The sequence below is a fragment of the Neglectibacter sp. CSJ-5 genome, from assembly GCF_032490475.1.
Taxonomy (GTDB): domain Bacteria; phylum Bacillota; class Clostridia; order Oscillospirales; family Acutalibacteraceae; genus Hominenteromicrobium; species Hominenteromicrobium mulieris.
The window spans coordinates 288,264-311,872 of record NZ_JAVYJC010000004.1; the positions used below are offsets into that span (position 1 = coordinate 288,264).

The window sequence follows — 23,609 nt, forward strand, 5'->3', positions numbered from 1 at the left end:
CGCGTTGTGTCCCTTTCTGTAAATTACGGCATGAACACCGTGCCGATGTCCTCGCCGTCGAAAATGCGGTAGAGGTTCTCCGGATCTTCGCCGGAGAGGATATATGTCGGGATATTTGCACGCCCTGCAATCTCTGCGGCGCGAATTTTCGTCGCCATGCCGCCTGTACCGCGTGCGGAGCCTGCCCCGCCCGCCATGGCACGCACCTCGTCGTCGATCTTCTCGATGACGCTGAGACGCTTTGCGTCGGGGTAGACCTTCGGGTTTTTGTCGTATACGCCGTCGATGTCCGTTAAGATCATCAGCACGTCTGCGTTGATGATGCTTGCGACGATGGCGGAAAGCGTATCGTTATCGCCGAAGTTGCGGCCCTCGAGCTCATCGACCGCAACGGTATCGTTTTCGTTGACGATCGGAATGACGTTCATATCGAGCAGCTCACGGAATGTATTTTCCACGTTGCGGCGGCTGATGGGCTGCGAGGTGACATCTGCCGTGAGCAAGACCTGCGCGACGTTCTGATGATATTCGCCGAAGAATTTATCGTAGGCAAACATCAGCTCGCACTGGCCGATGGCGGCAAGCGCCTGCTTTTTGGCGGTGTCGTCCGGGCGCTCCGGCAATCCGAGCTTGCCCATACCCACGCCAATGGCGCCGGACGTAACGAGCACGATGCGACGGCCGCCGTTTTGCAGGTCGCACAGCGTGCGGCAGAGCTTATCGATGCGGCGCAGGTTCATTTTGCCGTTTTCGTATGTCAAGGTTGAGGTGCCGATTTTCACCACAACGGTTTTTACTGTATTTAAATCCATGATTTTATTTGTTTTCACCGCAAATTCGCAGCAAAAACGTCCTTTCCCCATTCTCTTTTCTGCTCCATTATACATGGAAACAACGTAAAAAGAAAGCCTTTTTGCAAAAACTCAGGCATTAAAAACGTCTAAGTCTTCGCCGTTTACGACCTTGCCCGTGTAGCCCGCATCGCGGATCTCCTGCAAAATGAGGTCGCTGCGGCGGCGCGCTTCGGCTTCGACATCAATGGTGTTATCCTGAATATTCATGTGGTAAATGCGGTGGTAGGTGACGAGCAGCTTTGGCTGCGCTTTTTTCGCAACCTCAGCTAAGTCCGTGCTGAGCGTATGCACCTCGCGGTGATATTTCTGCCACTTCGGTTCGCGCGCGGCAATGCCGGCGGCATACTCGACCTCGTGCAGCAGAATATCGCAGTTTTTGGCCTTTTCCGCGACGATGTCAAGCGGGGCAGTATCGCCGCTGATGACAACGGTCTTCCCGTCTTTTGTTGTGAACTTATAGCCGTAGCTTTCGAGTGTGCCGTGGCTGACGGTGAACGCCTCCACGGTAACACGTTCGTCTTCGTAAATGACGCCCGGTTCAATCTCTGTCGCTTCCACCTTATAGCCGTTTTCGTTCGCGCGCTCAAAGCCGTGCAGGCGAAAATCGATATCGACCGCATAGGCAGAGAGCAGATGCTGCGCCATATTTCGAATTCCTTTCGGGCCAAAGACCCCCAGCGGTTTTTCCCGTTCCAGCACCCACGGGGTGAAAATGAGGTCTGCAAACCCGGCGGTATGGTCGGTATGCAAATGCGTACAGAACGCGGTATCGAGCAGATCGGGTCTAAGGGCATCTTCGCCGCGGCGGTACGCTTCCGCTGCGCGTCTTACGACGCCGGGGCCAAAATCGACGAGGTACGCATGGCCGTCGACAACGACGGCGGAAGCCGGGCCACTCGCCCACGGGCAGGCGTTTGGTGTTCCCGTACCGAGTAAAACAAGTTTCGTTTCCACGTTTATCATGCCTTTCTGGTTTAGAAAACAAAAAGGGACAAGCCTCGGCTTGTCCCCCGTTATCGAACTTAGTGTCTGTCGTTTCTGTCGCGGCGCGGACGATCTCCACGCGGGCGGTCGCTGCGCTCACGGCGCGGCTGCTTCTCCGGCAGGACGTTCTCCGGCACGGCACCGTCAAGGTCGATCAGCGCTTCGCGGCGAGAGAGGTTCAGTCTGCCCTTATCGTCGATTTCAAGCACCTTGACCTTCACGATATCGCCGACATTGACGACATCCGTGACGTTCTCCGTACGCTTGATGTCGAGCTGAGAGATATGCACAAGGCCTTCCTTGCCCGGGGCAATCTCCACAAACGCGCCGAAGTCCATGATTCTCGTCACGCGGCCGCTGTAATAGGAGCCCGGCTCCGGGTCGTTGACGATGGTATCAATGATGTCCATAGCGCGGCGGCACTTCTCAATGTCGATGCCCGCAACATAGCAGTGGCCGTCATCCTCGATATCGATGGTAACGTCGCACTCGGCGCAAATCTTCTGAATGACCTTACCGCCGGAGCCGATGACCTCGCGAATCTTATCGACCGGCACAATGGTGGACAGCATCTTCGGTGCATATTTGGAAAGCTCGGGACGCGGCTCTGCGATAACCGGCAGCATAACTTCGTCCAGAATGTAATTTCTTGCTTTGTGCGTCTTTGCAAACGCTTCCTTGATGATTTCCGGCGTGAGGCCGTGAATCTTCAGGTCCATCTGAATGGCGGTGATGCCCTTCTTTGTACCGGCAACCTTAAAGTCCATATCGCCGAAGAAATCCTCAAGGCCCTGGATATCGACCATGGTCATCCAGCGGCTGCCCTCGGTGATGAGGCCGCAGGAAATACCGGCGACCGGCGCTTTAATCGGCACGCCTGCGTCCATCAACGCCAGCGTAGAGCCGCAGATGGAGCCCTGAGACGTGGAACCGTTAGAGGAAAGCACCTCGGAAACCAGACGGATGGTGTACGGGAACTCCTCAACCGGCGGGATAACCGGCACAAGTGCACGCTCTGCCAGAGCGCCGTGACCGACCTCACGTCTGCCCGGGCCTCTGGAGGGCTTCGTCTCGCCTACGGAATAGGACGGGAAGTTGTAGTGGTGGATGTAGCGCTTGGACTCTTCGTCGTCGATGCCGTCGAGGAGCTGGTTGTCACGCGTGGAGCCGAGCGTTGCAACGGTAAGCACCTGCGTCTGGCCGCGGGTGAACATGCCGGAGCCGTGTACGCGCGGCAGCAGACCGACTTCTGCGGCAAGCGGACGGATCTCATCCATACCTCTGCCGTCAACACGCTTCTGCTCGTCGAGCAGCCAGCGGCGCACGACGAACTTCTGCGTCAAATACATGCACTCGTCGATCTTTGCCGCCTGATCGGGGTAAATTTCGTCGAAGTGCTCGTGCACTTTTTCGTAAACAGGCTTGAGTCCCTCGTCGCGAACGGTCTTGTCGTCCGTATCGAGTGCGGCCTTCACGTCATCAATGGCGAAATCGCGGATTTCTTCAAACATCTCCGGATCCGGCTTATTGGACGGGTAAGAGAACTTCTCTTTGCCGATCTCCCTCTGGATACCCTTGATGAACTCAATGATTTTCTGGTTTTCCGCATGGCCTGCCATAATGCCGTTGAACATATCCTCGTCGGACACTTCGTTTGCACCGGCTTCGATCATTGCGATACGCTCATCGGTGGAAGCGACGGTAACAGCCATCTGGGAGAGCTTTCTCTGCTCTGCCGTCGGGTTGATGATAAACTCGCCGTCGATGAGGCCGACGGAAACGCCGCTGATGGGGCCGTCCCACGGAATGTCGGAGATGGACAGCGCGACGCTGGTGCCGACGAGTGCGGCAATCTCCGGGGAGCAATCCGGGTCAACGGACATGACGGTGCAGACGATGGAAACATCGTTGCGCATGTCCTTCGGGAACAGCGGGCGGATGGGGCGGTCGATCATACGGCAGACAAGAATCGCCTTATCGGTCGGGCGACCCTCACGCTTTAAGAAAGAGCCCGGGATCTTGCCGACGGAGTAGAGCTTTTCCTCGAAGTCAACGGAAAGCGGGAAAAAGTCGATGCCGTCACGCGGCTTTGCGGCAGCGGTGGCTGCCACGTGGATGGTGGTCTCACCGTAACGGACAAGGCACTCGCCGTTTGCAAGCTGTGCCATTTTACCGGTTTCGATCTTCAGCGGGCGTCCGGCAAATTCCGTTTCAAATACTCTGAAATTTTCAAACATAAAGGTTATTTTCCTTCCCCCCGAAAGCCGGGATTTTCCGACTCCGCAGACCGTTTAACAATTAAACCGACGCACACGTGTTTTACGACCTGTATGCGCCCGTTTCACTGCTAAACAGCCCTTGGAATCCTTTTGTGCAGATATTAAATCAGCTGCGCGGGTCGCGCGCAGCTGAAAAAAGACAAAAAATTACTTACGGATACCGAGTTCTGCAATGATTGCTCTGTAACGCTCGATGTCAACCTTAATGAGGTAGTTGAGAAGGCTTCTTCTCTGGCCGACCATCTTCAGCAGGCCGCGGCGGGAGTGATGATCCTTCTGGTTGGTACGGAGGTGCTCGGTGAGGTCGTTGATTCTCTTGGTGAGAACGGCGATCTGAACTTCCGGGGAACCCGTGTCGCCCTCATGGCGTGCATACTTCTTGATGATCTCTGTCTTTTCGCTCTTCAGCATTGTGTTTTCCACCTTTTCTAAAATATTTGCCGCGCTCACAGGTCTGGGTCGGTGTTATCCCTGCGGAGATGTCTCCCAAAAGGGTTAGTCCCTGATCCGAGGACGGGCACTTTGAAAGTATAGCATAATTCTTCAAAGTTTGCAAGCGGTTTTTCCTCTGCGGCGCAGATTTTTCGTTCCGTACAAAATGACGAAAACGTCCGGCCCAAAACCGACTTTTTCACGGCTCTTCCTGCCTTTTTTGCGAAACTCGGACATTTTCGACATTGTGCATCTTGACAAGCTTTTGAAATCCGTATACTATTAAACAGTTAATTATCGAAACGACCGTGCAAAAGCAAGTTTACCCGTGAAAGACTGAACACAAACGACACGAAAAGGCGTTATGGGCGCGGAGGTTTTTCCGCCGGAGAAAGGATATTTTTAATGAGCAAAATTGCAGTTGTTACCGATACAAACAGCGGCATCACCCGCGAGGAAGCGAAAAAGCTGGGCGTTTATCTTCTGCCCATGCCGATCATCGTAGACGGCACGGAGTATTTTGAGGGCGTCACCTGCACGTATGAGCACTTCTTTGAGATGCTGGAAGCCGGTGCAGAGGTCTCCACCTCTCAGCCCTCGCCGGAATCCCTCACGGCGATGTGGGAGGAGGCGCTCGCGACGCACGATTCCGTTGTGCACATTCCGATGTCTTCGGCGCTGAGCGGCTCTTGCGACACTGCAAAGGCACTCGCCGCGGAATACAACGGCCGCGTATGCGTTGTGGACAACAAGCGCATTTCCATCACGCAGCGCGAATCCGTTCTGGACGCGCTGACGCTGGCCGAAAAGGGTCTGACCGCTGCCGAAATCTGCGTGCAGCTTGAAAACACCGCATATAACGCGAGCATTTACCTTGCTGTAAATACACTGGAGCTCTTAAAAAAGAGCGGCCGTGTGACGCCGGCCGGTGCGGCGCTCGCGACGCTGCTGGGCCTCAAGCCCGTTTTGCAGATTCAGGGCGGCAAGCTGGACGCTTACGCGAAGGTGCGCGGCATGGCAAACGCCGAAAAAACGATGCTGAAGGCGCTCGAAAAAGACCTGCAAACGCGTTTTGCGGGCAAAAAGGTGCACATTGCGGCGGCGTACTCCGGCGACATCAAGCCCGCGCTCGAGTGGCGCAAGACAATACGCAAGTATTTTGATGACAACAGCATTGAGCTTTACAAGCTCCCCATCAGCATTTGCTGCCACGTCAGCTCCGGCGTAAAAGCGCTCGGCTGCTTTGAATATTTTGAGTGATTTTTGCGTTTACATACAAACCCCTCGCTGTGTTCGTTTGAAGCACAGCGAGGGGTTTCTTATTTATGTTCAAGCATTTTAATGCTTGCGGCACGGTTATGGAGGCTGCCAAGCAGGCCTTTGAGGCTTAAAAAGCGGAAAAGCAGCTGTTCGCGCTCGGTGAGCGGCGTTTGAAACGCGGCTTTGACGTCTTCGGTCGTTTTATCGCAGTACCGCTCGAACGCTTCCGGCGTGATACCCAGCATTTCGACGAGGGCGTCGATGTCGTCAACGACGGTTTTTACATCGGCATTTTTGCCGCTCTGCGCCAAAGAGAGGTACTCCATGAGCCAATCGAAATACATGGTTCCCTTTATGCTGCCCGACGCGGCTTCCAAAAGCGCATCGAGCGTTTCGGCATCGCAATGCGCGATGGTTTTGAATGTTTCAAACCCGAGTCCCGTTTTTTCGCGGCAGGTTTTTTCCCATTCTTTCATGTCGATTTGGGTGAGCATGTGCGGGGACCTCCTTTTCAAACACTTCAAACAACGTTCTTGCGGTTTTTTCGTTCAGGCTGATCTCCGCTTTCAGCGCGTCTAAATCGGGAAACTTTTTTTCGTCCCTGACAAAGCTCAAAAGCTCCAGACGCAGTGTTCTGCCGTACAGGTCGCCGCCTGTGAAATCGGGCATCCAGGTTTCGGAAAGCGCGTGGTCGGAGCCGACGGTGGGCTTTACGCCGACATTCGTCACGCCGCAGTAGGTTTTGCCGTCCACATACACGGCGGAGGCGTACACGCCGAAGCGCGGCAGCACGAAGCGCGGCGGGAAATTCTGGTTGATGGTCGGCGTGCCGATGGTATGACCGATGTGGTTGCCGTGCACGACCTCAAAGCAGAAGCCGAACGGTCTGCCCAGCATGGCGGTGACGTCTTCCATCTCGCCGTTTTCAATCGCTTTACGGATGCGCGTAGCGCTGACCCGCTCGCCTTTATATTCCACTGTGGGCACGACGTGCATTTCGCCGCCGTGGGCTTCGCAGAGCTTTTTCAGCCACTCCGTGTCGCCCGCCGCGAACTTACCGAAGCGGAAATCCGCGCCGCAGGCGATGCGCTTCGCGTTCAAACCGAAGCGCAGAAGGTTTGCAAAGCGCTCCGCGGGCCACTCTGCGACCTGCGCAAAATCCGGCATGATGACATACTCCACGCCCCAGCTTTCCAAAATGCGCATGCGCTCCTCAACGGTGGTGAGATAGCAGCAGGTGCCTGTAAGGTACTCCGCAGGGTTATCCCGAAACGTGAAAACAACGGGTGTGAGCCCGCTTTCCACCGCCGTGCGAATGACCTTATAATGCCCGATATGCAGGCCGTCAAACGCGCCGAGCGCGACCGCCGTTTTTTTCTCGCCGATGAACTTTCGTATTTCTTCCGTATTGCGAATGACGTGCATGTGCCGATTCCCTCTCATTTTTCTGAAAATGACTTAACGTATTTGAATTCCCCGTTTTCCGCGCGGGCGAGTCCCAAGAACTTCTCGCCGTCTTCGTACAGCGCGACCTGCGTACCCTCCGGCATGGCGATCTTCGGTGCACGGCAGCGCGAAATTGTGAGTGCACCGCCGTTTAAATATCTTTGTGCCTGCGCCGGTGTGACAGACACGGCAGTGAGCATCGAAAAGAGCTTTTCCGCGGGGCGAAGAATTTCATCAAAGCTTTCCCCGTTTTCTTTCATCGCCTTTAATGTATCAAGCGAAACGGCGTCTGCGAGCGTAAAGCCGCACGCTGCTGTTCTTCTGAGCGCCGTCATGGCACCGACCGTTCCGCATTTTTGGGCAATGTCTTCGATCAGCGTGCGGATATACGTGCCTTTCGAGCACGTGACGTGCAGCTTGCCGGTTTTTTCATTCTCGTTATATTCGAGCAGCGTGAGCTCCGCAATATGTACGGGCCGCGCTTCGCGCTCTATTTCGATGCCCTGCCGCGCGAGCTTATATAATCTCTGTCCGTTGACGGAGACAGCGGAATACATAGGCGGCACCTGTAAAATATCGCCGCGAAAAGACTCCAGTGCAGTTTCGAGCGCAGCTCTTAAAACGGGGGTTTCATCCGTTTTGATAACTTCGCCGGTCACGTCGCCGGTGGTATACGCTTCGCCAAACCGAAAAGACGCTTCGTAGGTCTTTGCGGTTTCCGGCAGAAGCGACACGGCTTTTGTAGCGCGGCCGAGCAAAAGCGGCAGAACGCCTGTTGCCATGGGGTCTAATGTGCCCGTGTGGCCGATGCGCCTTTCGCGCGTCAACCCGCGCACGACCGCCACGGCGTCAAACGACGTGAAGTCCTGCGGTTTATCCAAAACGATGATGCCTTCCATGCTGCCTCCGTATTACCAGCCCGCCTCTTCCACGAATTTGTAGAAGTCCTTTTCCGCGTCTTTGTCTTCTGCGCGGATGGTGCCGACGGTCTCGGTATAAATGATGTATTCCTCTTCGCCGTCCAAATCAAACAGCGTATCGCACAAATTCTGGTCGTATGCACCGATGCCGCAGGTACCGAGATTTAAAGCACTGCACGCAAGATACAGGTTTTCGCCCACGTGGCCCATATCAACAAGGGAACCTCTGTGGCTGAAAATGCCGTAGCGCCACTCTGTGCGGTACGGAACGAACGACCAATAGAACACAACGCTCGACTTTTTCACCCAGTGCTGATCGCACAGGGACTTGTCGATGACGTCTTCGATGTTTTCCACCTCACCGAGATACTCGAGCTGATTTTCGAGCGGCAGATAGTGGTATTTGCCGGGCTTTAAGCCCTCTACACGGCGCACGAGCAGGTATGTTTCAAACGGATGTCTTGCGCCGCCGCACGGCACGGTACGCAGCGTTGCATACTTTTTGCCGCGGATACCCTTTACGCCCTGCGTTGCCCAAAGTAAAAACGAAAGCTCCAAAAGGGACAGGTTCTCTTCCGTATAAACGCGGGAAGAGCAGCGGTTGAAAATGACGTTTAAGAGGTCTTTTTCAAGGCCGAGCGGCTTAAAATCGCGCGGCAGGTCGATACGTGCATCGCTCACCGGCGCTTTCGTCAGCGGCGGCTGCGGCAGCATTTTCTGCTGGTCGGTCTTGTAGCCCTCCGGCTCATCGCTTGCATCTTGCTTTAAAAAGCCACGTCGGCTTTCTGTGATGGCGCGAATTTCTTCGGGTGTCAATTCTTTCATGTGAACTCCTCCCAGCTGATTTACAGCTGAATTAAATTGCCGATTTTCACTTATTTTCGAGCGCTTTGATGGCTTCGCCGCAGGCGGCTACCACGCGCGCTTTTACGTCTTCAAGCTCGCCCGTAAGGGAGCAGCCTGCCGCACCCTTGTGCCCGCCGCCGCCGAATTTGGTGCAGACGACGGACGCGTCCGCGGGGGTCGTGGCACGCATGGAGACCTTCCAAACGCCCCCTTCGCGCTCGCGCAGCGTAAAGCCCAGCAGAACTCCCTCCACCTGGCGCACTATGGCGGAAACGCCGTCGAGATCGTCTTCGGAAGCGCCGGTCTCTGCGATGACGTCATTCGTCAGGCTAAACACCGCGCACTTACCGTCACAGTGGAACTCCATGTCGCCGTACAGGCGTTTCAGCAGCGCTACGGCAGCGCGGCTTTTGGTATCAAACATCAGGCGGTTGATCTCCGCGGCGTTCGCACCGTGCTCCAAAAGATCTGCCGCGATGCGGTACGTGTTTGCGGAAGCGTTCGGGTAGCGGAAGCAGCCCGTATCGGTGGAAATGCCCGTATAAAGGCAGTCCGCGATCTTCGGCGTGACCTCCGCGCCGAGCGCCGGAATCAAACGCGCGATGAGCTCGCACGCCGCGCCTGCGGTGCCTTCTACCCACGTTTCTTTGGCAAACGGACGGCAGGACGCGTGGTGGTCGATGGCAAAATCCGTTTTGTCGCCGTAGGGCTCCAAAGAGCCGAGCAGCGTTTTATCGGCCACATCAACCGTCACGATATGCTCCGGCTCGAACTCGCCGTATTCGATGCCCTCAAAAAGGTATGTGAATTTCGGCGGCACGGGGTCTGCACAGCGGAACATGACCGATTTGCCGAGCGCGATGAGTGCGCGGCTGAGCGCCGAAGCGCAGCCGAGCGTATCGCCGTCCGGCGAGCGGTGGCTGAGGATCAAAATTTTGTCTGCGCCGCGCAGGAAATGTGCGGCATCCTCCAGATTTGCCATAAGCGTGACCAAGCTTTCGGGCGAAAATTACGCCCAAAAGCACTCCTTTCTTTGAATCTTTACGGGAAGCTTATTTTTTCTCGTTTTCAAGGTCGTGCAGAATGCGCGAAATGTTGGCGCTGTACTCAATGGAATCCGTCGCCTTAAAGATCATTTCCGGCACATGGCGCAGCTTTAAGCGGTTTCCGAGCTCGCGGCGTACATAGCCCGCGGCGCTTTTAAGACCCTTAACGGCATTTTCCGCCGTCTCCATGCCCTCCATGGCGCTGACATACACTGTGCAGTAGGAAAGGTCGTTTGTGACCTCCACACGCACCACACTCAGCATGCAGCCGCTGACGCGCGGATCCTTGAGTTCTCTTAAAATAGCGGAAACCTCACGGCGGATATCCTCCGTGGTTCTGCCCAATTTATAACTCGGCATCGTTTATTCTCCTTTCTCTTCCGGCAGGAAGCGCGCGGAAATGAGCTCCGCTGCAACTTTAAAGCCCGCCTTCAGACTTTCTGTTTCGATCCACTCGCCGCGTGTGTGCTCACCGGCGCCGATGCAAAGACCGATTGCCGCGGCAGGAATGCCGTTTGCAAGCGGGATGTTGCAGTCTGTGGAGCCGGCATACACGCCCGGGCGCGTGCCGAAATGGTTTTCCACCGCGTCCGCGCACTGTGTTAAAAGTGCGGTCTGACGCGGGTCGTGATTTTCTTTGTTGCCGCAAGGGCGCTCGCCGAGCAGCTCTGCCGTGACGTCTACGCCCTCTGCTTTAAATTCTTCCAGTATTTTCTCAAAATATGCCTTGGCATCCATAAGGCACGCGTAATCGTCCGAGCGCATTTCGTACAGCATTTCCGCCTGTGCCGCGATGCTGTTGACGGTCGTGCCGCCCGAGATTGTACCAACGTTGAATGTCGTTTTCGCGCTGCCTGCGGGAACTTTGTATTGATAGAGCTCCGTGATGATGGCAGAAAGGCGCTCAATGGCGTTTACGTTTCCGAAATCGGCAAACGAGTGACCGCCCGTGGTCTTCACTGTGACCTTGTAGCGCAGAGAGCCGACCGCCATGCCGACGATGCCGTCAAGGTAGCCGTCAAATGAAATGACCTGCTCTATGCGCTTGCCGTACCGTACGTTTAAAGCGCGGCTGCCTTTTAAGTTACCGAGACCCTCCTCGCACGAGTTCATGACAAATACAATGCCGCCGTTCGTTTTCGGCTTTTCGTTTGCGACATAAGCCGCCATAAGCATAAGCAAAGCGACATTCGCGGTGTCGTCACCCACAGCGGGGCAGAACCACTTGCCGTCCTTTTCGGTCAGTTCAAGGGGCACAGACTCCGGGAAAACCGTGTCGATATGCGCCATGAAAATTGCGACGGGCACATCGTTTTCGGCGTTATATTCGTAAATGACGTTTTTCGCTTCATCGATAAAAGCGTTTTCCGCGCCATGGTCCATAAGCCACGCTTTGCAGAATGCGGCACGCTTTTCTTCGTGGTGGCTCGGCGACGGGATCAAGCACAGCGTGCGCAGCAGCTCCAGCGCCGTTTGGTGATTCGCGAGAACGTATTCGTTCAAATTCATAGGAAATGCCTTTCTAAAGCAAAGCCGCGTCCCGCGATGGGGACGCGGCTGAACCGACTTTTAGTCTCTGTACTCTTCCATTTCGTAGGCTTCGAGGATGTCGCCCAGCTTGATGTCGCTGAAGCGCTCCAGCGTGATGCCGCAGTCGTAGCCGTCCTGCACTTCCTTCACGTCGTCCTTGAAGCGGCGCAGGGAAGCAATCTTATCATCGGCAACGATGATGCCGTCACGCACAAGGCGCACCTGCGCGCCGCGCACGATCTTACCGGAGGTGACGTGACCGCCGATGACCATGCCGACGTTCGTGATCTTGTAGACCTCGCGGCACTCTGCCTTGCCGAGGAACACTTCGCGGTACTTCGGTGCGAGCATGCCCTTCATAGCGGATTCGATCTCTTCGATGCAGTCATAGATGATACGGTAGAGGCGCATATCGACACCGTCGCGCTTTGCGTTTTCTTCCGCGACCGGATCCGGACGGACGTTGAAGCCGACGATGATGGCGTTTGAGGCGTTTGCCAGCATGACGTCGCTTTCGCTGATTGCACCAACCGCGCCGTGGATGACATGCACGCGCACTTCGTCGTTGGAGAGCTTCTCGAGGGATTGACGGACAGCTTCAACAGAGCCCTGCACGTCGGCCTTGACGATGACCTTGAGCTCCTTCATCTCGCCTTCCTTCATCTGCTCGAAGAGGTTATCCAGCGTAACCTTTGTCTGGGAGTTGAACATCTCTTCCTTCTGCTCGGTAAGACGCTGCTCAACGAGCTCACGTGCCAGACGCTCGTCGGAAACGGCGTTGAACGTATCGCCGCCGACCGGCACTTCGTTGAGGCCCGTGACCTCAACCGGCACGGACGGACCTGCGCTCTTTACGCGCTCGCCGCGCTCGTTCATCATGGCGCGAATACGGCCGACCGTGGTACCTGCGACCACGATGTCGCCGGTATGCAGCGTACCGTTCTGCACGAGGACGGTCGCAACCGGGCCGCGGCCCTTATCGAGGCGCGCCTCAATGACGGTGCCCTTTGCGGCACGGTCCGGGTTCGCCTTGAGCTCCTTCATTTCCGCAACGAGCAGAATCATTTCAAGGAGATCATCGATACCCATTTTGGTGTGTGCGGAAACCGGGATGCACGGCACGTCGCCGCCCCACTCTTCCGGCACGAGCTCGTATTCGGTGAGCTGCTGCTTGACGAGATCCGGGTTTGCGGCCGGTTTATCCATTTTGTTGATGGCAACGATGATGGAAACGCCCGCTGCCTTAGCGTGGTTGATGGCTTCTACCGTCTGCGGCATGATGCCGTCATCGGCTGCGACGACCAGCACGGCGATATCCGTAACCATGGCGCCTCTTGCACGCATGGTGGTGAAGGCGGCGTGACCCGGCGTATCAAGGAACGTAATGTCCTTGCCGTCGATATTGACGCGGTATGCGCCGATGTGCTGCGTGATGCCGCCGGCTTCGCCCGCGGTAACGTTTGCGTGGCGGATGGCGTCCAGAATGGAGGTCTTGCCGTGGTCAACGTGGCCCATGACAACGACGACCGGTGCGCGCGGCACAAGGTTTGCATCGTCGTCTTCGCTGTCGTCGATGATGCGGTCTTCGATGGTGACGACGACCTCTTTTTCAACCTTTGCGTGGAACTCATCGGCAATGAGTACGGCGGTATCAAAATCGATGGTGTCGTTGATGGTAGCGAAAACGCCGTTTGCCATGAGCTTCTTGATGACTTCGGCGCTCGTTGCCTTCAGGCGGAGGGCAAACTCGCCGACGGTAATCTCATCCGGCACGGTGATGGTGATGGCCTTCGCCTTGCGTTCCGCCGCGATACGGTTGAGTCTTTCTGCTTCCGTCTCGCGCTTTGCGCTGCGCGGCTTGCCGCGGCGCTGGCTCTTCTGGTTGATCTTCTGTTTTGCGGCAACGGTGTCGTTCTTCACCTTGTCGTACGCCAGACGGTCGTACTTTTCGTTGTACTTGTCGATGTTGACGTTGACCGTTCTGGTATCGACCACGCGGCGGCGCGGAGCTTCGCTTGTGGCCTCCTGTGCCGGAGTGTTGTTGCTCGGCTGGTTGTTCTGCGCAGGACGCTGCGGCTTATTCTGCTGCGCGTTCTGGTTTCTGTTGTTGCCGTTATTGTTGCGGCGGTCGTTATTTTTGTTGCGATTATTATTGTTATTCACGTTCTGCTTCTTCGGCTCCTGCGTGTTCTTAGCGGTTTTTTCGCTCGGCTTTTCCGCTGTTTTCTCAGCCGGCTTCTCTTCGGTCTTTGCCGCATTGCGCGTTGCAAAGTACGCGTCAAAGTTCTGTGCGGCATGATCCTGCGTGAAGCGGTCAAAAACGATATCGAGCTCGTTTTCTTCTAACGCCGTCATGTGCTTTTTCGGCTCTTTTACGTACTTGCCGAGGATATCCAGCACTTCTTTGTTCGGCACATCCAGATCCTTTGCCACATCATGCACTCTGTATTTAATCATCATATACGCATTTCCTCTCTTTCTCCGTCTGCGATGAGCTGCTTCAGTTTTTCCGCAAATCCGCGGTCACACACGGCAAGCACACCGGCCTTTTTGCCGATGGCTGCGGAAATTTCTTCCATGGTAAACGCAGGCTCCAAAACGGATACATGATACTTTTCCGCTTCAAAGCGCACGTTCTTCTTCGTTTTGTCCGAAAGGTCTGCGGCAAGAATCACAACGCCGCACGCGCCGCTGCGCATGGCTTCCACGGCGGTATCAAAGCCCCAGTTGAGCTTTCCCGCACGTCTTGCAAGGCCCAAAACGGACAGTGCTCTGTTCATTTTTGCGCCTCGCCCGCCTTTCCTTTCACATCTGTACACAGCTCCTGATACATGGCGTCGTACACGGCGTCTTCAATTTTGCAGGAAAACGCGCGTTCAAAGCGCCGCGCCTTCTGTGCCTTTTTCAGACACTCGGGGTCCCTGCAAACGTACGCGCCGCGGCCGGGCTTGCGGCCTGTAAGGTCCAAAGAGACCTCGCCGCCTGTCTGCACGCCGTTCTCATCTTCCTTAACGGGGGCGCGCACCACGCGCACCAGTTCCTTTTTCGGCTTCATTTCACCGCATCCCGCACACATACGGAGCGGTATTTTCTTTTGTTTCACGCTGTATCACGTTCCTTTCTGCGAGATGCAAGTTTCAAAAGAGCTTACGCTTCCTCTTCTTCGCCGAAGAAGCCGCTTTCCGGCTTAATGTCGATCTTCCAGCCGGTCAGCTTAGCCGCAAGGCGGGCGTTCTGGCCCTTGTTGCCGATGGCGAGGGAAAGCTGGCTGTCCGGCACGGTAACCTTGCAAACGTGGGAACCGTCCTCTGCCGTTTCAACGGAAAGCACGGTCGCCGGTGCAAGCGCCGCTGCAATGAACTTTGCCGGGTCTTCACTGTAGTCGACAATGTCCATTTTCTCGCCGCCAAGCTCGTTGACGATGTCGGAAACACGCGTGCCGCGCGTACCGATGCAGGCACCCACAGCGTCTACGTCCGGGTTATGGGACATAACGGCAATCTTCGTTCTGGAGCCGGCCTCGCGGGCAACGGCTTTGATTTCTACGGTGCCGTCGAAAATTTCCGGCACTTCCTTTTCAAACAGGCGGCGGATAAGATCCGGGTGCGTGCGGGAGATGATGGCCTTCGGGCCCTTCTCGGTCTCCTTAACGTCTACAACGTAGACCTGTACGTGGTCGCCTTCCTTGACGTTTTCGGTACCGACCTGCTCTCCCTTCGGCAAAATGGCTTCTGCCTTGCCGATTTTCAGGGACAGCGCGCCGGTCTTCGGGTCTACGCGCTCTACAAGGGCGCTGACGAGTTCCTGATGGCGGCCCTTGAATTCCTGCATCATCTGGTCGCGCTCGCTGTCGCGGATGCCCTGACGGATGATGTTTCTTGCGGTCTGCGCTGCCACACGGCCAAACTGTTTTGTATCGAGACGGTGGCGCACAAAGCCGCCGATCTCTGCGCGCGGGTCGTACTGCTTGACGATCTCAAGTGCAATCTCGCGGTTCGGGTTTTCCACTTCTTCCACAATCTCCTTGCGCAGGAACACGTCAAACTTGCCGCTTTCCGGATCCATGTCGATGACAACGTCTTCGTTGCCGTAGCTGTTCTTGCAGGCGGTGGCAATGGCCTTCTTGATCTTATCAATCATGAAATCGACCGGGATGCCTTTTTCCGCTTCGAGGAGCTTCAGAGCCTCAAACAGCTCCTTGCCGTCATTGTTCACTTCTTTTTTCTGCGCTGCTTTTCTTGCCATTTTTCAAATTACCTGCCTTCCGGTATTATTCTTTCAAATTTTTGTATTATAAACGGGAGCCTTCCCGGGTCAGTCATAATCTTCGATGAGGTTGACGCTGGCACATTCTTTTCTGGTGAACGTGACCGTGGTGTCCTCCTCGGTGATGACCTCAAAGTCGCCGTTTTCGGCAACGTCGATGAGGATGCCCTCGAGCTCGCGCACGCCGTTTTCAAGCGGGCGAATGAGCTTTACGCGCACCGGCGCTTCAAGGAAAGCCTCAAAGTGCTCCGGGCGGGTGAGCTTGCGGTTGATGCCGGGCGAGGAGACCTCCAAGGTATATTCCTGCGGAATGGGGTCTTCGCTGTCCAGCACGGGGTTGATGGCGTGGGTGAGATCTACACAGTCGTCGATGCCTACGCCGCCTTCCTTGTCAATAAAAATGCGCAGATACCAATCCGCGCCCTCTTTCGTGAACGTAACGTCCCAGATTATGAGCCCAAGCTCCTTTGCGAGCGGCTCTGCCAGCGCGCGCACGATCTCCGTGGTGCTGCCTTTCTTTTTCTCTGCCATACGCAGCTTCCTTTCTCCGCCCGCTTTTCGGCGGCTGTGTCTGTTTTGGATATACACCCTAATACAAACAAAAGAGCGGGTCGCCCCACTCTTTCATCATCCTACTATCTTACCGTAAAGATTATACCACAGCGCCGCTTTTTTTGCAAGGAGAAAAACAAAGTTTTCCGCACAAATACGGGTGTGTTTTTACGTTTTGGCACGGCATTTTTCACAGGCTGTTTGCCCCTGCCGCGCAAAACAACGTCCGTGCGCTTTATTTCCCGAAAAACACAAAAAACGGACGCGCCGCTTTTATGCGGTCACGCCCGTCGTTTGTGTTGTTTTATTCCGCTGCGGATTCAAGTTCGGAGGTCGTGCTCTCTTCCTCATCACCCTTTACGGGCTTATTCTGCGCGATGACTTCCTTTGCTTCCAGAACCTTCTGGATATCGCTCATGCGCACGGAGCCGGTCGGCTGATCGTTCAGCGTGGCAACGGCGCGGCGTTCGGATGCCGGGTCTGCATAGAACTTAATCTCCTCGCTCTTTCTGCCGTCGAAGAAATCGTACTTGATCGTAAGAATCGGGTCGCCCTGCGGCTCCTGAATGTCCTCGTTCAAAACGGAAACGGCAAGCAGCATCTGGTAGAACGGCTGGTAGTAATCGTAGTTGATTTCCTTGCCGTCCTTCGAGACTTCCAAATCGTAGAATGTGTTCGTCTCGGTGGATTTCTCCTCGTTCTCAATGCGGGTCACGTCGTAGACATCCGTACCGGTGGACGAAGTGAGGGTCACGCGGGAAACGCTCTTGATGTACGGCAGGCGCACAAAGCCGTCGCGCAGGGAATACACTTCAATATTCACCCAAGAGGTCACGGCGCTGTCTGTGATGGTGTAAATCGTTGTGTCGTCGTCCACCATCATGCTGTACAGGTCGCCGGTCTTATCGCCAAGCTTAATGACATGGTGCTCATCGTTCATCGTGTAATCGCACACTGCGACCGGGTTATCCAGACCGTACTTTGCGACGTCTTCTTCCGTAGCATGTACGGTGAGGACACCGGCAGCCGTCACGTTTTGCAGTTGCTTCACAAAGTCGTCGATCTTGCCGGAGTTCATGCCGGCGTAAATCGGCTCTGTGATGTCGTACGCGAGCACTTCGTCATCGGAAAGGCCGAACTGAATTTCTTCCGGATAATTCCGGCCGGAAAGGTGCAGGCTGTTGATTTCGCTTGTGCTGTCCGTCTCGGTGCCGTCCGTCGCGGTGATGGTCGGCGTCGGAATTGCGATGAGAGACTTATTGAGGAAGTCGTACTTAGACTGCTTCAAATACGTGGAAACAGGCACGATGTACACTTCGCCCTCATACAGCATGTAAGAGCCGGAGGATTCACCGGCCTTATTGCCGACGGTGAACGTCTGGGACGTGCCGTCCGTGTAGTTCATGGTGATCTTATAGCCTTCGCCGCTGCCGAGTCCGTACTCGGAGAGGTCCTCCACCTTACCAATCTTCTTCGTCGGCGTGATGGAGTATAGCCGGTCCGCAAGGCTCTTTACGTTCGAGTAGAGCACGTCAAGGTCGTCCCAGCCTTCAATGGTGAAGGTCTGCTCGGTGTCGCCGCTCGAGGTGGTCGTTTCCGTCGGGATGATCGTATAGCTGTCGTCCGCGGCGAGGTCTTCAATGCCGATGTTCTTCACGTCTTCGGCGGTCTTATCAATCAGTGCGGGCTCCGTGCTCTCGGAAACGGTGCCGGAACTGCTTGCGTCGTCTTCACTGTCCTTCGGAGACGTGAGGATCAGCGCTGCGGCAGCCGCGCCCAGCACGATGAGCACAACGAGCGTGATGATAATGTATTTTGTGGTTTTCTTCATGGAAAGCAGGTTCCTTTCTTCGACTTACAGATGTCTTCTTCTGAGGAAGATGACAAGGCCGATGACAAGGACGGCAACCGGCACCACAATGGTGAACAGGCCAAGACCGATGGTCTGGATGACCGCGGAGGAAGCACTGATATCAAGTGTGTTCGTCTGGGTCTGGTTGACAACGAGGCCCACGCGGGTATCGGTCGTGCCGGTGAGGTTCTTAATGAAGTCCAGCGTATAGTCCTTATTGCCGAAGGTGGAGTTGCCGAGGAAGGTGCTGAGGTAGCCCATGGAGTTGCCGTCTACCACAACATTCGCGCAAATCTTGCCTTGATTATCCATGTAGCGCTGTGCAAGACTGGTGATGGTGTAGGTATCGGTGTTCGGGTTTTCCTCAACCTCCTGTGTGGTCGTGAGGTAAGCGGTGTCACTCGTCTCCAAAATGGAATACGTAGCGATATCGTTGTTGGAGGTAAACAGGCGCTTTACCGGTGCTGCTGCGGCGGCGATAACGTTATCATACGTACCGCTGAGCACTTTATCGGTGACATTTGCAAAAAGATAAGCCGGGGAAGCGTTCTGCGTGGTGAGCACGTTGTTCATGTCGCTCTCGAACAGCACACCGGTCTGCGGCTCAAGACCCCACTCTGCAAGGAAGGACTTGAGGTTCGGCATGTCTGCCCAGCTCTGGGTCGGGTATGCCGTGACATACAGCGTTCTGGAGGAAGCCATTTTCTCATCATCGAGATACGCTTCAAGCTTAGAAAGTTCTTCGGACGTATAGTCCGTGGTCGGCGTGCCGAGCACAACGACGGAAGCGTCTTCCGGGATGTCGTCCGTCAGCATGTTGAACTCTTTGACTTCAAAGTTGTTGTCGTTGAGCATGCCGGTGAACGTGGAAAGGTTATCGGAAACGGTGAGCATTTCGTTGTGGCCCGTTGCGAATGCGACGACCGGAACGGTATCGAGATTGACGAGGTATAAGGCGTTTGCAAGTGCGCCGTCGACCTTGGAATAATAGTTATACTGCTGGGTGGAAGAATCCTGCTGGATGCTGAACAGGTCGGTAACGGCGAGCGTCTTGTGGCGCTTATCCGTCTTGACTATAACCTTGCCGGTCGTCAGGGAATCTTCCGCATACTGGCTGATGAACTGCGGGTTCATATCCGGGTCGATGTACTCGACTTTAATCTTATCGTTCAGCTCGTGCAGGCGGTCTGCGAGGTTCGCGACCTGGCTGTACTTTAAGCTGTAATTGGAATAGACCTCATCGCCGCGGATCGCGTCCTCGGAGCCGATGATGTAAATGGTCGTTTCGTTGACGATCTCCTTTGCCACGTCCGTTGCTTCATCGCTCAGGGTATTGAGGCCCTCTTTCGTGAGGTCGAAGTTCATGGACGGAAAACGCGTGGTCAGCGCAGAGACCAGAACGTTGATGACGATAATCACGGCGATAAACACAACCGTGAACACAACGGCCAAAGAGCCGTGCTTGAATTTTTCTTTATGCACCGCGGTCTTTACTGCGGAAAGGTTCGGTTTCTTACTCATCTCTATGCTCCTCCCTTAGTTCCAGCGGCGGCTTTCCACCCTGCGGGCGGTCAGGAACACAAACACAGCCGCCACGCTGATGAAGTACACGCAGCTTGAAACGCTGAATATGCCCTGCGTGAAGGTATCATATCGCGAGGTGAACGAGATCCATGTGAGGATGGTGCCGATGAAGTTGCCGGAGAGCGCAGACGCAATCTGGTCGACAAACATCAGGAAAATGGCAATGACGAACGTGCCGATAGCCGCGATAACCTGGCTGATGGTGAGGCCGGAAATGAACACACCGATGGAGATCATAGCCGCGCCGTACAGCAGCGTGCCGATGTAGTTGCCAAAGAGAATGCCCCACGGGAACGCGGAGGAAAAAAAGCCCATCGTGATAGCCGGCAGCAGTGCCAGGGTGTTCGCGATGAAATACACGCCAAACGCCGCGAGGAACTTGCCCATAACGATGCCCGTCACGCTGACCGGCGCCGTGATGAGCGCCTGGTCGGTCTTATTCTTGCGGTCATCGCTCATGCTGCGCATCGTGATAATCGGCATGATCATCATGCTGAACATAAACATGGTGCTGAACACCTGCGTGATGTACGAGCTGGAGCCGATGGCCATAACCTGATAATAGAAGAAGCCGTAAAGCGCAAGCAGCGCCGCCACAACGACATAGCCGACCGGGGAAGCGAAGTACGCTCTCATCTCTCTTTTGAATATTGCTCTCATTTCTCTGCATCCTCCTTCGTTTCAGCCTCTTCGGGCTCAGATGCTTCGGTATTTTCGGGTTCTGTTTCCACTTCAACCTCAGGCTCTGCCGGAGCAGCGTGGGAAGCATCGCCGCTTGTAAGCTGCAGGAAGACTTCCTCCAGCGTGAGGTCTGTGTTTCTCAAAGCCAGCAGCGGCCAACCCTTGCGGGTGAGCAGCGCAAACAGGTTGCGGCGCAGGTCGTAGTTCGGCTCGCCCTCGATGGAAATCTCGAAGACGCCCTTTTCCTTCTCGCCGAGGGAATAGACCTCCACAATGTGCTCCATGCCGCGGATAGCCTGCAGAATTTCGCTTTCCGGGCCGTCAATGCGCGCAATTATGCGGTGCTCTGCGGAAAGGTCGTGCGCCAACGTATCCGTTGCGCCGTCCGCCACAAGACAGCCGTTGTTCATGACGATCACGCGCTCGCACACGGCCTGCACTTCGGGCAGGATGTGGGAGGACAGAATGATCGTGTGGTTTCTGCCGAGGCTCTTGATGAGGTTGCGGATCTCGATGATCTGCTTCGGGTCGAGGCCAACGGTGGGCTCGTCCAGAATGAGGACAGGCGGGTTGCCGAGCAGAGCCTGCGCAATGCCGACACGCTGCTTGTAGCCTTTGGACAGGTTGCCGATGAGACGGGTGTAGACGTTGTCGATCTTCGTCAGGCGGCAGATCTCGCCGATGTGCTGCTTGCGGTCGAGCTTGACGCCCTTCAGCTCATACATGAAGTTGAGGTACTCTTTGACCGTCATATCCATGTAAAGCGGCGGAAGCTCCGGCAGGTAGCCGATGAGCTTTTTCACTTCGTTCGGGTTTTCCAGGGTATTTTTGCCCTGCACCGTAACCGAACCGCTCGTGGCGGAAAGGTACCCGGTGATGATATTCATGGTTGTGGATTTACCTGCACCGTTCGGCCCGAGGAAGCCGACGATGGTGCCCTCTTCAACCGTGAAGCTGACATTGTTCAGCGCGGTATTTGTACCGTAGCGCTTCGTGAGGTTTTTGACCTCGATCATGTTTGATGACCATCCTTTCTCTGCGGGACGGAAATATGTACCCGGGAAATTCCCGTGCAAAGTCCTCCCCAATGGCGCCCGCGCAGCTGCGCGTCGCTCGAAACGGTTTTGAACATGCGGTGAACCTTTTGTGGAAAAAGGGAGACCGCTTCCGGAACCGTTTAGATCCTCTGTTTTGGTTTCCGTGCCCCTATACAGGGCAGCGGAAGCGCACAAATTATCATACCGCAGTTTTCGCCGTTTTGCAATAGCCATGCCGTATTTCGGGCAAAAAATTAAGTCAACACTGCATAAAGAACGTGCTTTGCGCAGTGTTGACTTAACAAAACAAACGATAACTTTAGTTATCCGCATTATAGCGGCTTTCTGTGACGGCTATGTGAAAAAACAATTCGCAAGTATGAACAAAATGTGAACTCTTCACAAACCGTACACCGCCTGTACACACGCGGTATTTTAAAAAATCATTCGCCGCGCAGCAGTGCAATCTCGGCGGGGATGTTCTCCGCGCGGAACACGGCTGTGCCTGCCACGGCAACGTCTGCACCGTTTTCGCGGCAGATGGGCGCGGTTTCACGGTTCACGCCGCCGTCCACCTCTAAGATGAGCTCCGGGCGCTTTGCACGCAGCGCGCGCAGCTTTTCCATTTGGTCTGCCATGAACTTCTGGCCGCCGAAGCCCGGCTCCACCGTCATGACGAGCACCATATAAAGGCGGTCGAGGTACGGGTACAGGCACTCAACGGGCGTGCCCGGTTTTAAAGACAACGCCGGCTTTACGCCGTACTTTTCAATTTCGGTGATGGTTTCATCAATGTCGTCGTCGCACTCCACATGGAACGTGATGATCTCCGCGCCGGCCTCCGCAAACTGGCGGATATACTGCTTCGGGTGCGAGATCATGAGGTGCACGTCAAACGTAAGGTCGCTTAACGGACGCAGTGCCTTGACGACATCCGGGCCAAAGCTGATGTTCGGCACGAAATGACCGTCCATAATATCGAGGTGCAGCCAATCGGCCGCGCTGACGGACTTTGCGCACTCGCCCATGCGGGTAAAGTCGCTTGCGAGCATAGAAGGTGCAATTTTCATTTTTACCACTTCTTTCTATGAGAAGAAATTTACGGATTTTTCGGTTAAAAGTTATCTTTTTCGTCGTCCTTTTCCTGCATTTTATTCATGGCGGCTTCCGCTTTCCAGCCTCTGCGGTTCAGAATAAAGAACACGATTGCCAGCACAACGAGAACGATGAACGTGAGCACTTTTAATACGGCGCCCGGTGTGCCCTGAAACACTTTCCAATCCGGGAAAAGCGAATCCAAAAGCCACCACACGCCAAGCACAAGGAAAAATCCGCCTGCAACGTAGAATATCTTATTCTCTTTCGACAGACGGAAAATCAAGATCAGTCCTGCAATAAGCCACATGGCTGCATATACATAACCCATGGTATCCTATCCTTTCTAAAGACATACGCCTTATCTTCTCTTTGTTGACCTGCTTTATTATAACGGATAGTGCCCCGAAATACAAGGAAATCCGCAGAAAATACACAAAATATCGGAATTCTCACATTTTATAACCGAAAATTTTTCCTTCTTCTCCTTTTGCGGAGTAATGAAGAATTCACGCTCCCCGCAAAACGCAAAAAGGCTGCCGGCAAAAGCCGACAGCCAATTTCACTGATTATATTGAGATCAGATCAGCTCAATGATCGCCATCTCAGCTGCGTCGCCGCGGCGCGGCCCGAGCTTCGTGATGCGGGTGTAGCCGCCGTTACGGTCAGCATACTTCGGAGCGATTTCCTTGAACAGCTTGTTCGTGACGCTTTCCTTGGTGATGAAAGCCATGACGTTTCTTCTGTTTGCAAGGGTATCTTCCTTCGCGATTGTGATCATCTTTTCAGCAAGAGCGCGGACTTCCTGTGCTCTTGTTGCAGTTGTCTCGATCTTTCCGTTCTCGAAGAAGAACGTAACGAGGCCGCGCAGCATAGCCAGTCTATGTGCAGTGTCTCTTCCGAGTTTTCTTGTTCCCGGCATGATTGTCACTCCTATCGTTTGGT

At 55.0% G+C, this 23,609-nt stretch carries 24 protein-coding genes; 1 reads left to right on the forward strand and 23 read right to left on the reverse strand.

Going from position 1 to position 23,609, the window contains the following annotated elements; genetic code table 11:
• Positions 1-23 precede the first annotated feature (23 nt).
• The 4 genes from proB to rpsO all read right to left on the reverse strand — a co-directional run bounded on the left by proB (position 24) and on the right by rpsO (position 4,528).
• Entirely contained in the window at positions 24-812 is a 789-nt protein-coding gene (gene proB, locus R2K26_RS10250) for a glutamate 5-kinase (protein WP_316520548.1), read from the reverse strand.
• 111 nt (positions 813-923) lie between these two features.
• Complete coding sequence (locus tag R2K26_RS10255) at positions 924-1,817, reverse strand: MBL fold metallo-hydrolase (protein WP_316520551.1); 894 nt, start codon at positions 1,815-1,817, stop codon at positions 924-926.
• 59 nt (positions 1,818-1,876) lie between these two features.
• A complete protein-coding gene (locus tag R2K26_RS10260) occupies positions 1,877-4,075 on the reverse strand; it encodes a polyribonucleotide nucleotidyltransferase (RefSeq protein ID WP_316520554.1) in 2,199 nt (732 codons plus the stop codon).
• 189 nt (positions 4,076-4,264) lie between these two features.
• On the reverse strand, positions 4,265-4,528 hold the full coding sequence (gene rpsO, locus R2K26_RS10265; RefSeq protein ID WP_176819595.1) for a 30S ribosomal protein S15: 264 nt from the start codon (positions 4,526-4,528) through the stop codon (positions 4,265-4,267).
• A 426-nt stretch (positions 4,529-4,954) separates the two neighbouring features.
• On the opposite strand from rpsO, the gene R2K26_RS10270 reads away from it, so the two are divergent.
• The gene (locus R2K26_RS10270; RefSeq protein ID WP_316520563.1) at positions 4,955-5,809 is read left to right on the forward strand and encodes a DegV family protein; all 855 of its coding nucleotides are present in this window, start codon (positions 4,955-4,957) and stop codon (positions 5,807-5,809) included.
• A 59-nt stretch (positions 5,810-5,868) separates the two neighbouring features.
• Here R2K26_RS10270 and R2K26_RS10275 read toward each other — a convergent pair whose 3' ends face one another.
• The 19 genes from R2K26_RS10275 to rplQ all read right to left on the reverse strand — a co-directional run bounded on the left by R2K26_RS10275 (position 5,869) and on the right by rplQ (position 23,586).
• Positions 5,869-6,303, reverse strand: coding sequence for a hypothetical protein (locus R2K26_RS10275; protein ID WP_316520565.1), 435 nt, complete (start codon positions 6,301-6,303; stop codon positions 5,869-5,871).
• Entirely contained in the window at positions 6,236-7,234 is a 999-nt protein-coding gene (ribF, locus tag R2K26_RS10280; protein WP_316520568.1) for a riboflavin biosynthesis protein RibF, read from the reverse strand. The genes R2K26_RS10275 and ribF overlap by 68 nt, the downstream gene beginning before the upstream one ends.
• Before the next feature lie 14 nt (positions 7,235-7,248).
• Positions 7,249-8,154 carry a tRNA pseudouridine(55) synthase TruB gene (gene truB, locus R2K26_RS10285; protein WP_316520570.1) on the reverse strand — a complete coding sequence of 302 codons (906 nt, stop codon included), beginning with the start codon at positions 8,152-8,154 and terminating at the stop codon, positions 7,249-7,251.
• Between the two features lie 12 nt (positions 8,155-8,166).
• Positions 8,167-9,000 carry a SagB/ThcOx family dehydrogenase gene (locus R2K26_RS10290; RefSeq protein ID WP_176819600.1) on the reverse strand — a complete coding sequence of 278 codons (834 nt, stop codon included), beginning with the start codon at positions 8,998-9,000 and terminating at the stop codon, positions 8,167-8,169.
• A gap of 46 nt (positions 9,001-9,046) precedes the next feature.
• Positions 9,047-10,003, reverse strand: a complete 957-nt coding sequence (locus R2K26_RS10295; RefSeq protein WP_316520572.1) for a DHH family phosphoesterase — start codon at positions 10,001-10,003, stop codon at positions 9,047-9,049.
• 70 nt (positions 10,004-10,073) lie between these two features.
• Positions 10,074-10,427, reverse strand: a complete 354-nt coding sequence (rbfA, locus tag R2K26_RS10300) for a 30S ribosome-binding factor RbfA (RefSeq protein WP_176819602.1) — start codon at positions 10,425-10,427, stop codon at positions 10,074-10,076.
• Between the two features lie 3 nt (positions 10,428-10,430).
• Positions 10,431-11,576 carry a M20/M25/M40 family metallo-hydrolase gene (locus tag R2K26_RS10305; RefSeq protein WP_316520575.1) on the reverse strand — a complete coding sequence of 382 codons (1,146 nt, stop codon included), beginning with the start codon at positions 11,574-11,576 and terminating at the stop codon, positions 10,431-10,433.
• Positions 11,577-11,636: 60 nt separating this feature from the next.
• Positions 11,637-14,057, reverse strand: coding sequence for a translation initiation factor IF-2 (gene infB, locus R2K26_RS10310; protein ID WP_316520579.1), 2,421 nt, complete (start codon positions 14,055-14,057; stop codon positions 11,637-11,639).
• Complete coding sequence (locus R2K26_RS10315) at positions 14,054-14,377, reverse strand: ribosomal L7Ae/L30e/S12e/Gadd45 family protein (RefSeq protein WP_316520581.1); 324 nt, start codon at positions 14,375-14,377, stop codon at positions 14,054-14,056. The genes infB and R2K26_RS10315 overlap by 4 nt, the downstream gene beginning before the upstream one ends.
• The gene (gene rnpM, locus R2K26_RS10320) at positions 14,374-14,700 is read right to left on the reverse strand and encodes an RNase P modulator RnpM (protein ID WP_308449459.1); all 327 of its coding nucleotides are present in this window, start codon (positions 14,698-14,700) and stop codon (positions 14,374-14,376) included. The genes R2K26_RS10315 and rnpM overlap by 4 nt, the downstream gene beginning before the upstream one ends.
• Before the next feature lie 44 nt (positions 14,701-14,744).
• Positions 14,745-15,842, reverse strand: coding sequence for a transcription termination factor NusA (gene nusA, locus R2K26_RS10325; RefSeq protein ID WP_176819606.1), 1,098 nt, complete (start codon positions 15,840-15,842; stop codon positions 14,745-14,747).
• A 69-nt stretch (positions 15,843-15,911) separates the two neighbouring features.
• Positions 15,912-16,394 carry a ribosome maturation factor RimP gene (rimP, locus tag R2K26_RS10330; protein ID WP_308449461.1) on the reverse strand — a complete coding sequence of 161 codons (483 nt, stop codon included), beginning with the start codon at positions 16,392-16,394 and terminating at the stop codon, positions 15,912-15,914.
• 325 nt (positions 16,395-16,719) lie between these two features.
• Positions 16,720-18,246, reverse strand: a complete 1,527-nt coding sequence (locus R2K26_RS10335) for a DUF4340 domain-containing protein (RefSeq protein ID WP_316520587.1) — start codon at positions 18,244-18,246, stop codon at positions 16,720-16,722.
• Positions 18,247-18,270: 24 nt separating this feature from the next.
• The gene (locus R2K26_RS10340) at positions 18,271-19,788 is read right to left on the reverse strand and encodes a GldG family protein (protein ID WP_316520589.1); all 1,518 of its coding nucleotides are present in this window, start codon (positions 19,786-19,788) and stop codon (positions 18,271-18,273) included.
• A 15-nt stretch (positions 19,789-19,803) separates the two neighbouring features.
• Positions 19,804-20,511 (reverse strand): ABC transporter permease, encoded by a 708-nt coding sequence (locus R2K26_RS10345; RefSeq protein ID WP_316520592.1) that lies wholly within the window; start codon positions 20,509-20,511, stop codon positions 19,804-19,806.
• Positions 20,508-21,548, reverse strand: a complete 1,041-nt coding sequence (locus tag R2K26_RS10350; protein ID WP_176819611.1) for an ATP-binding cassette domain-containing protein — start codon at positions 21,546-21,548, stop codon at positions 20,508-20,510. Before R2K26_RS10350 ends, R2K26_RS10345 begins: the two co-directional genes overlap by 4 nt.
• A 464-nt stretch (positions 21,549-22,012) precedes the next feature.
• The gene (gene rpe, locus R2K26_RS10355; RefSeq protein ID WP_176819613.1) at positions 22,013-22,639 is read right to left on the reverse strand and encodes a ribulose-phosphate 3-epimerase; all 627 of its coding nucleotides are present in this window, start codon (positions 22,637-22,639) and stop codon (positions 22,013-22,015) included.
• 44 nt (positions 22,640-22,683) lie between these two features.
• Positions 22,684-22,995 (reverse strand): hypothetical protein, encoded by a 312-nt coding sequence (locus R2K26_RS10360; protein WP_176819614.1) that lies wholly within the window; start codon positions 22,993-22,995, stop codon positions 22,684-22,686.
• 249 nt (positions 22,996-23,244) lie between these two features.
• On the reverse strand, positions 23,245-23,586 hold the full coding sequence (gene rplQ, locus R2K26_RS10365) for a 50S ribosomal protein L17 (RefSeq protein WP_176819615.1): 342 nt from the start codon (positions 23,584-23,586) through the stop codon (positions 23,245-23,247).
• Positions 23,587-23,609: the final 23 nt, after the last annotated feature.

What these genes read in the sequence shown, in the direction of transcription:
- proB (WP_316520548.1), bottom strand. Translation starts at nt 812, where the DNA reads ATGGATTTAAATACAGTAAAAACCGTTGTGGTGAAAATCGGCACCTCA.
- R2K26_RS10255 (WP_316520551.1), bottom strand. Translation starts at nt 1,817, where the DNA reads ATGATAAACGTGGAAACGAAACTTGTTTTACTCGGTACGGGAACACCA.
- R2K26_RS10260 (WP_316520554.1), bottom strand. Translation starts at nt 4,075, where the DNA reads ATGTTTGAAAATTTCAGAGTATTTGAAACGGAATTTGCCGGACGCCCG.
- rpsO (WP_176819595.1), bottom strand. Translation starts at nt 4,528, where the DNA reads ATGCTGAAGAGCGAAAAGACAGAGATCATCAAGAAGTATGCACGCCAT.
- R2K26_RS10270 (WP_316520563.1), top strand. Translation starts at nt 4,955, where the DNA reads ATGAGCAAAATTGCAGTTGTTACCGATACAAACAGCGGCATCACCCGC.
- R2K26_RS10275 (WP_316520565.1), bottom strand. Translation starts at nt 6,303, where the DNA reads ATGCTCACCCAAATCGACATGAAAGAATGGGAAAAAACCTGCCGCGAA.
- ribF (WP_316520568.1), bottom strand. Translation starts at nt 7,234, where the DNA reads ATGCACGTCATTCGCAATACGGAAGAAATACGAAAGTTCATCGGCGAG.
- truB (WP_316520570.1), bottom strand. Translation starts at nt 8,154, where the DNA reads ATGGAAGGCATCATCGTTTTGGATAAACCGCAGGACTTCACGTCGTTT.
- R2K26_RS10290 (WP_176819600.1), bottom strand. Translation starts at nt 9,000, where the DNA reads ATGAAAGAATTGACACCCGAAGAAATTCGCGCCATCACAGAAAGCCGA.
- R2K26_RS10295 (WP_316520572.1), bottom strand. Translation starts at nt 10,003, where the DNA reads ATGGCAAATCTGGAGGATGCCGCACATTTCCTGCGCGGCGCAGACAAA.
- rbfA (WP_176819602.1), bottom strand. Translation starts at nt 10,427, where the DNA reads ATGCCGAGTTATAAATTGGGCAGAACCACGGAGGATATCCGCCGTGAG.
- R2K26_RS10305 (WP_316520575.1), bottom strand. Translation starts at nt 11,576, where the DNA reads ATGAATTTGAACGAATACGTTCTCGCGAATCACCAAACGGCGCTGGAG.
- infB (WP_316520579.1), bottom strand. Translation starts at nt 14,057, where the DNA reads ATGATGATTAAATACAGAGTGCATGATGTGGCAAAGGATCTGGATGTG.
- R2K26_RS10315 (WP_316520581.1), bottom strand. Translation starts at nt 14,377, where the DNA reads ATGAACAGAGCACTGTCCGTTTTGGGCCTTGCAAGACGTGCGGGAAAG.
- nusA (WP_176819606.1), bottom strand. Translation starts at nt 15,842, where the DNA reads ATGGCAAGAAAAGCAGCGCAGAAAAAAGAAGTGAACAATGACGGCAAG.
- rimP (WP_308449461.1), bottom strand. Translation starts at nt 16,394, where the DNA reads ATGGCAGAGAAAAAGAAAGGCAGCACCACGGAGATCGTGCGCGCGCTG.
- R2K26_RS10335 (WP_316520587.1), bottom strand. Translation starts at nt 18,246, where the DNA reads ATGAAGAAAACCACAAAATACATTATCATCACGCTCGTTGTGCTCATC.
- R2K26_RS10340 (WP_316520589.1), bottom strand. Translation starts at nt 19,788, where the DNA reads ATGAGTAAGAAACCGAACCTTTCCGCAGTAAAGACCGCGGTGCATAAA.
- R2K26_RS10345 (WP_316520592.1), bottom strand. Translation starts at nt 20,511, where the DNA reads ATGAGAGCAATATTCAAAAGAGAGATGAGAGCGTACTTCGCTTCCCCG.
- R2K26_RS10350 (WP_176819611.1), bottom strand. Translation starts at nt 21,548, where the DNA reads ATGATCGAGGTCAAAAACCTCACGAAGCGCTACGGTACAAATACCGCG.
- rpe (WP_176819613.1), bottom strand. Translation starts at nt 22,639, where the DNA reads ATGAAAATTGCACCTTCTATGCTCGCAAGCGACTTTACCCGCATGGGC.
- R2K26_RS10360 (WP_176819614.1), bottom strand. Translation starts at nt 22,995, where the DNA reads ATGGGTTATGTATATGCAGCCATGTGGCTTATTGCAGGACTGATCTTG.
- rplQ (WP_176819615.1), bottom strand. Translation starts at nt 23,586, where the DNA reads ATGCCGGGAACAAGAAAACTCGGAAGAGACACTGCACATAGACTGGCT.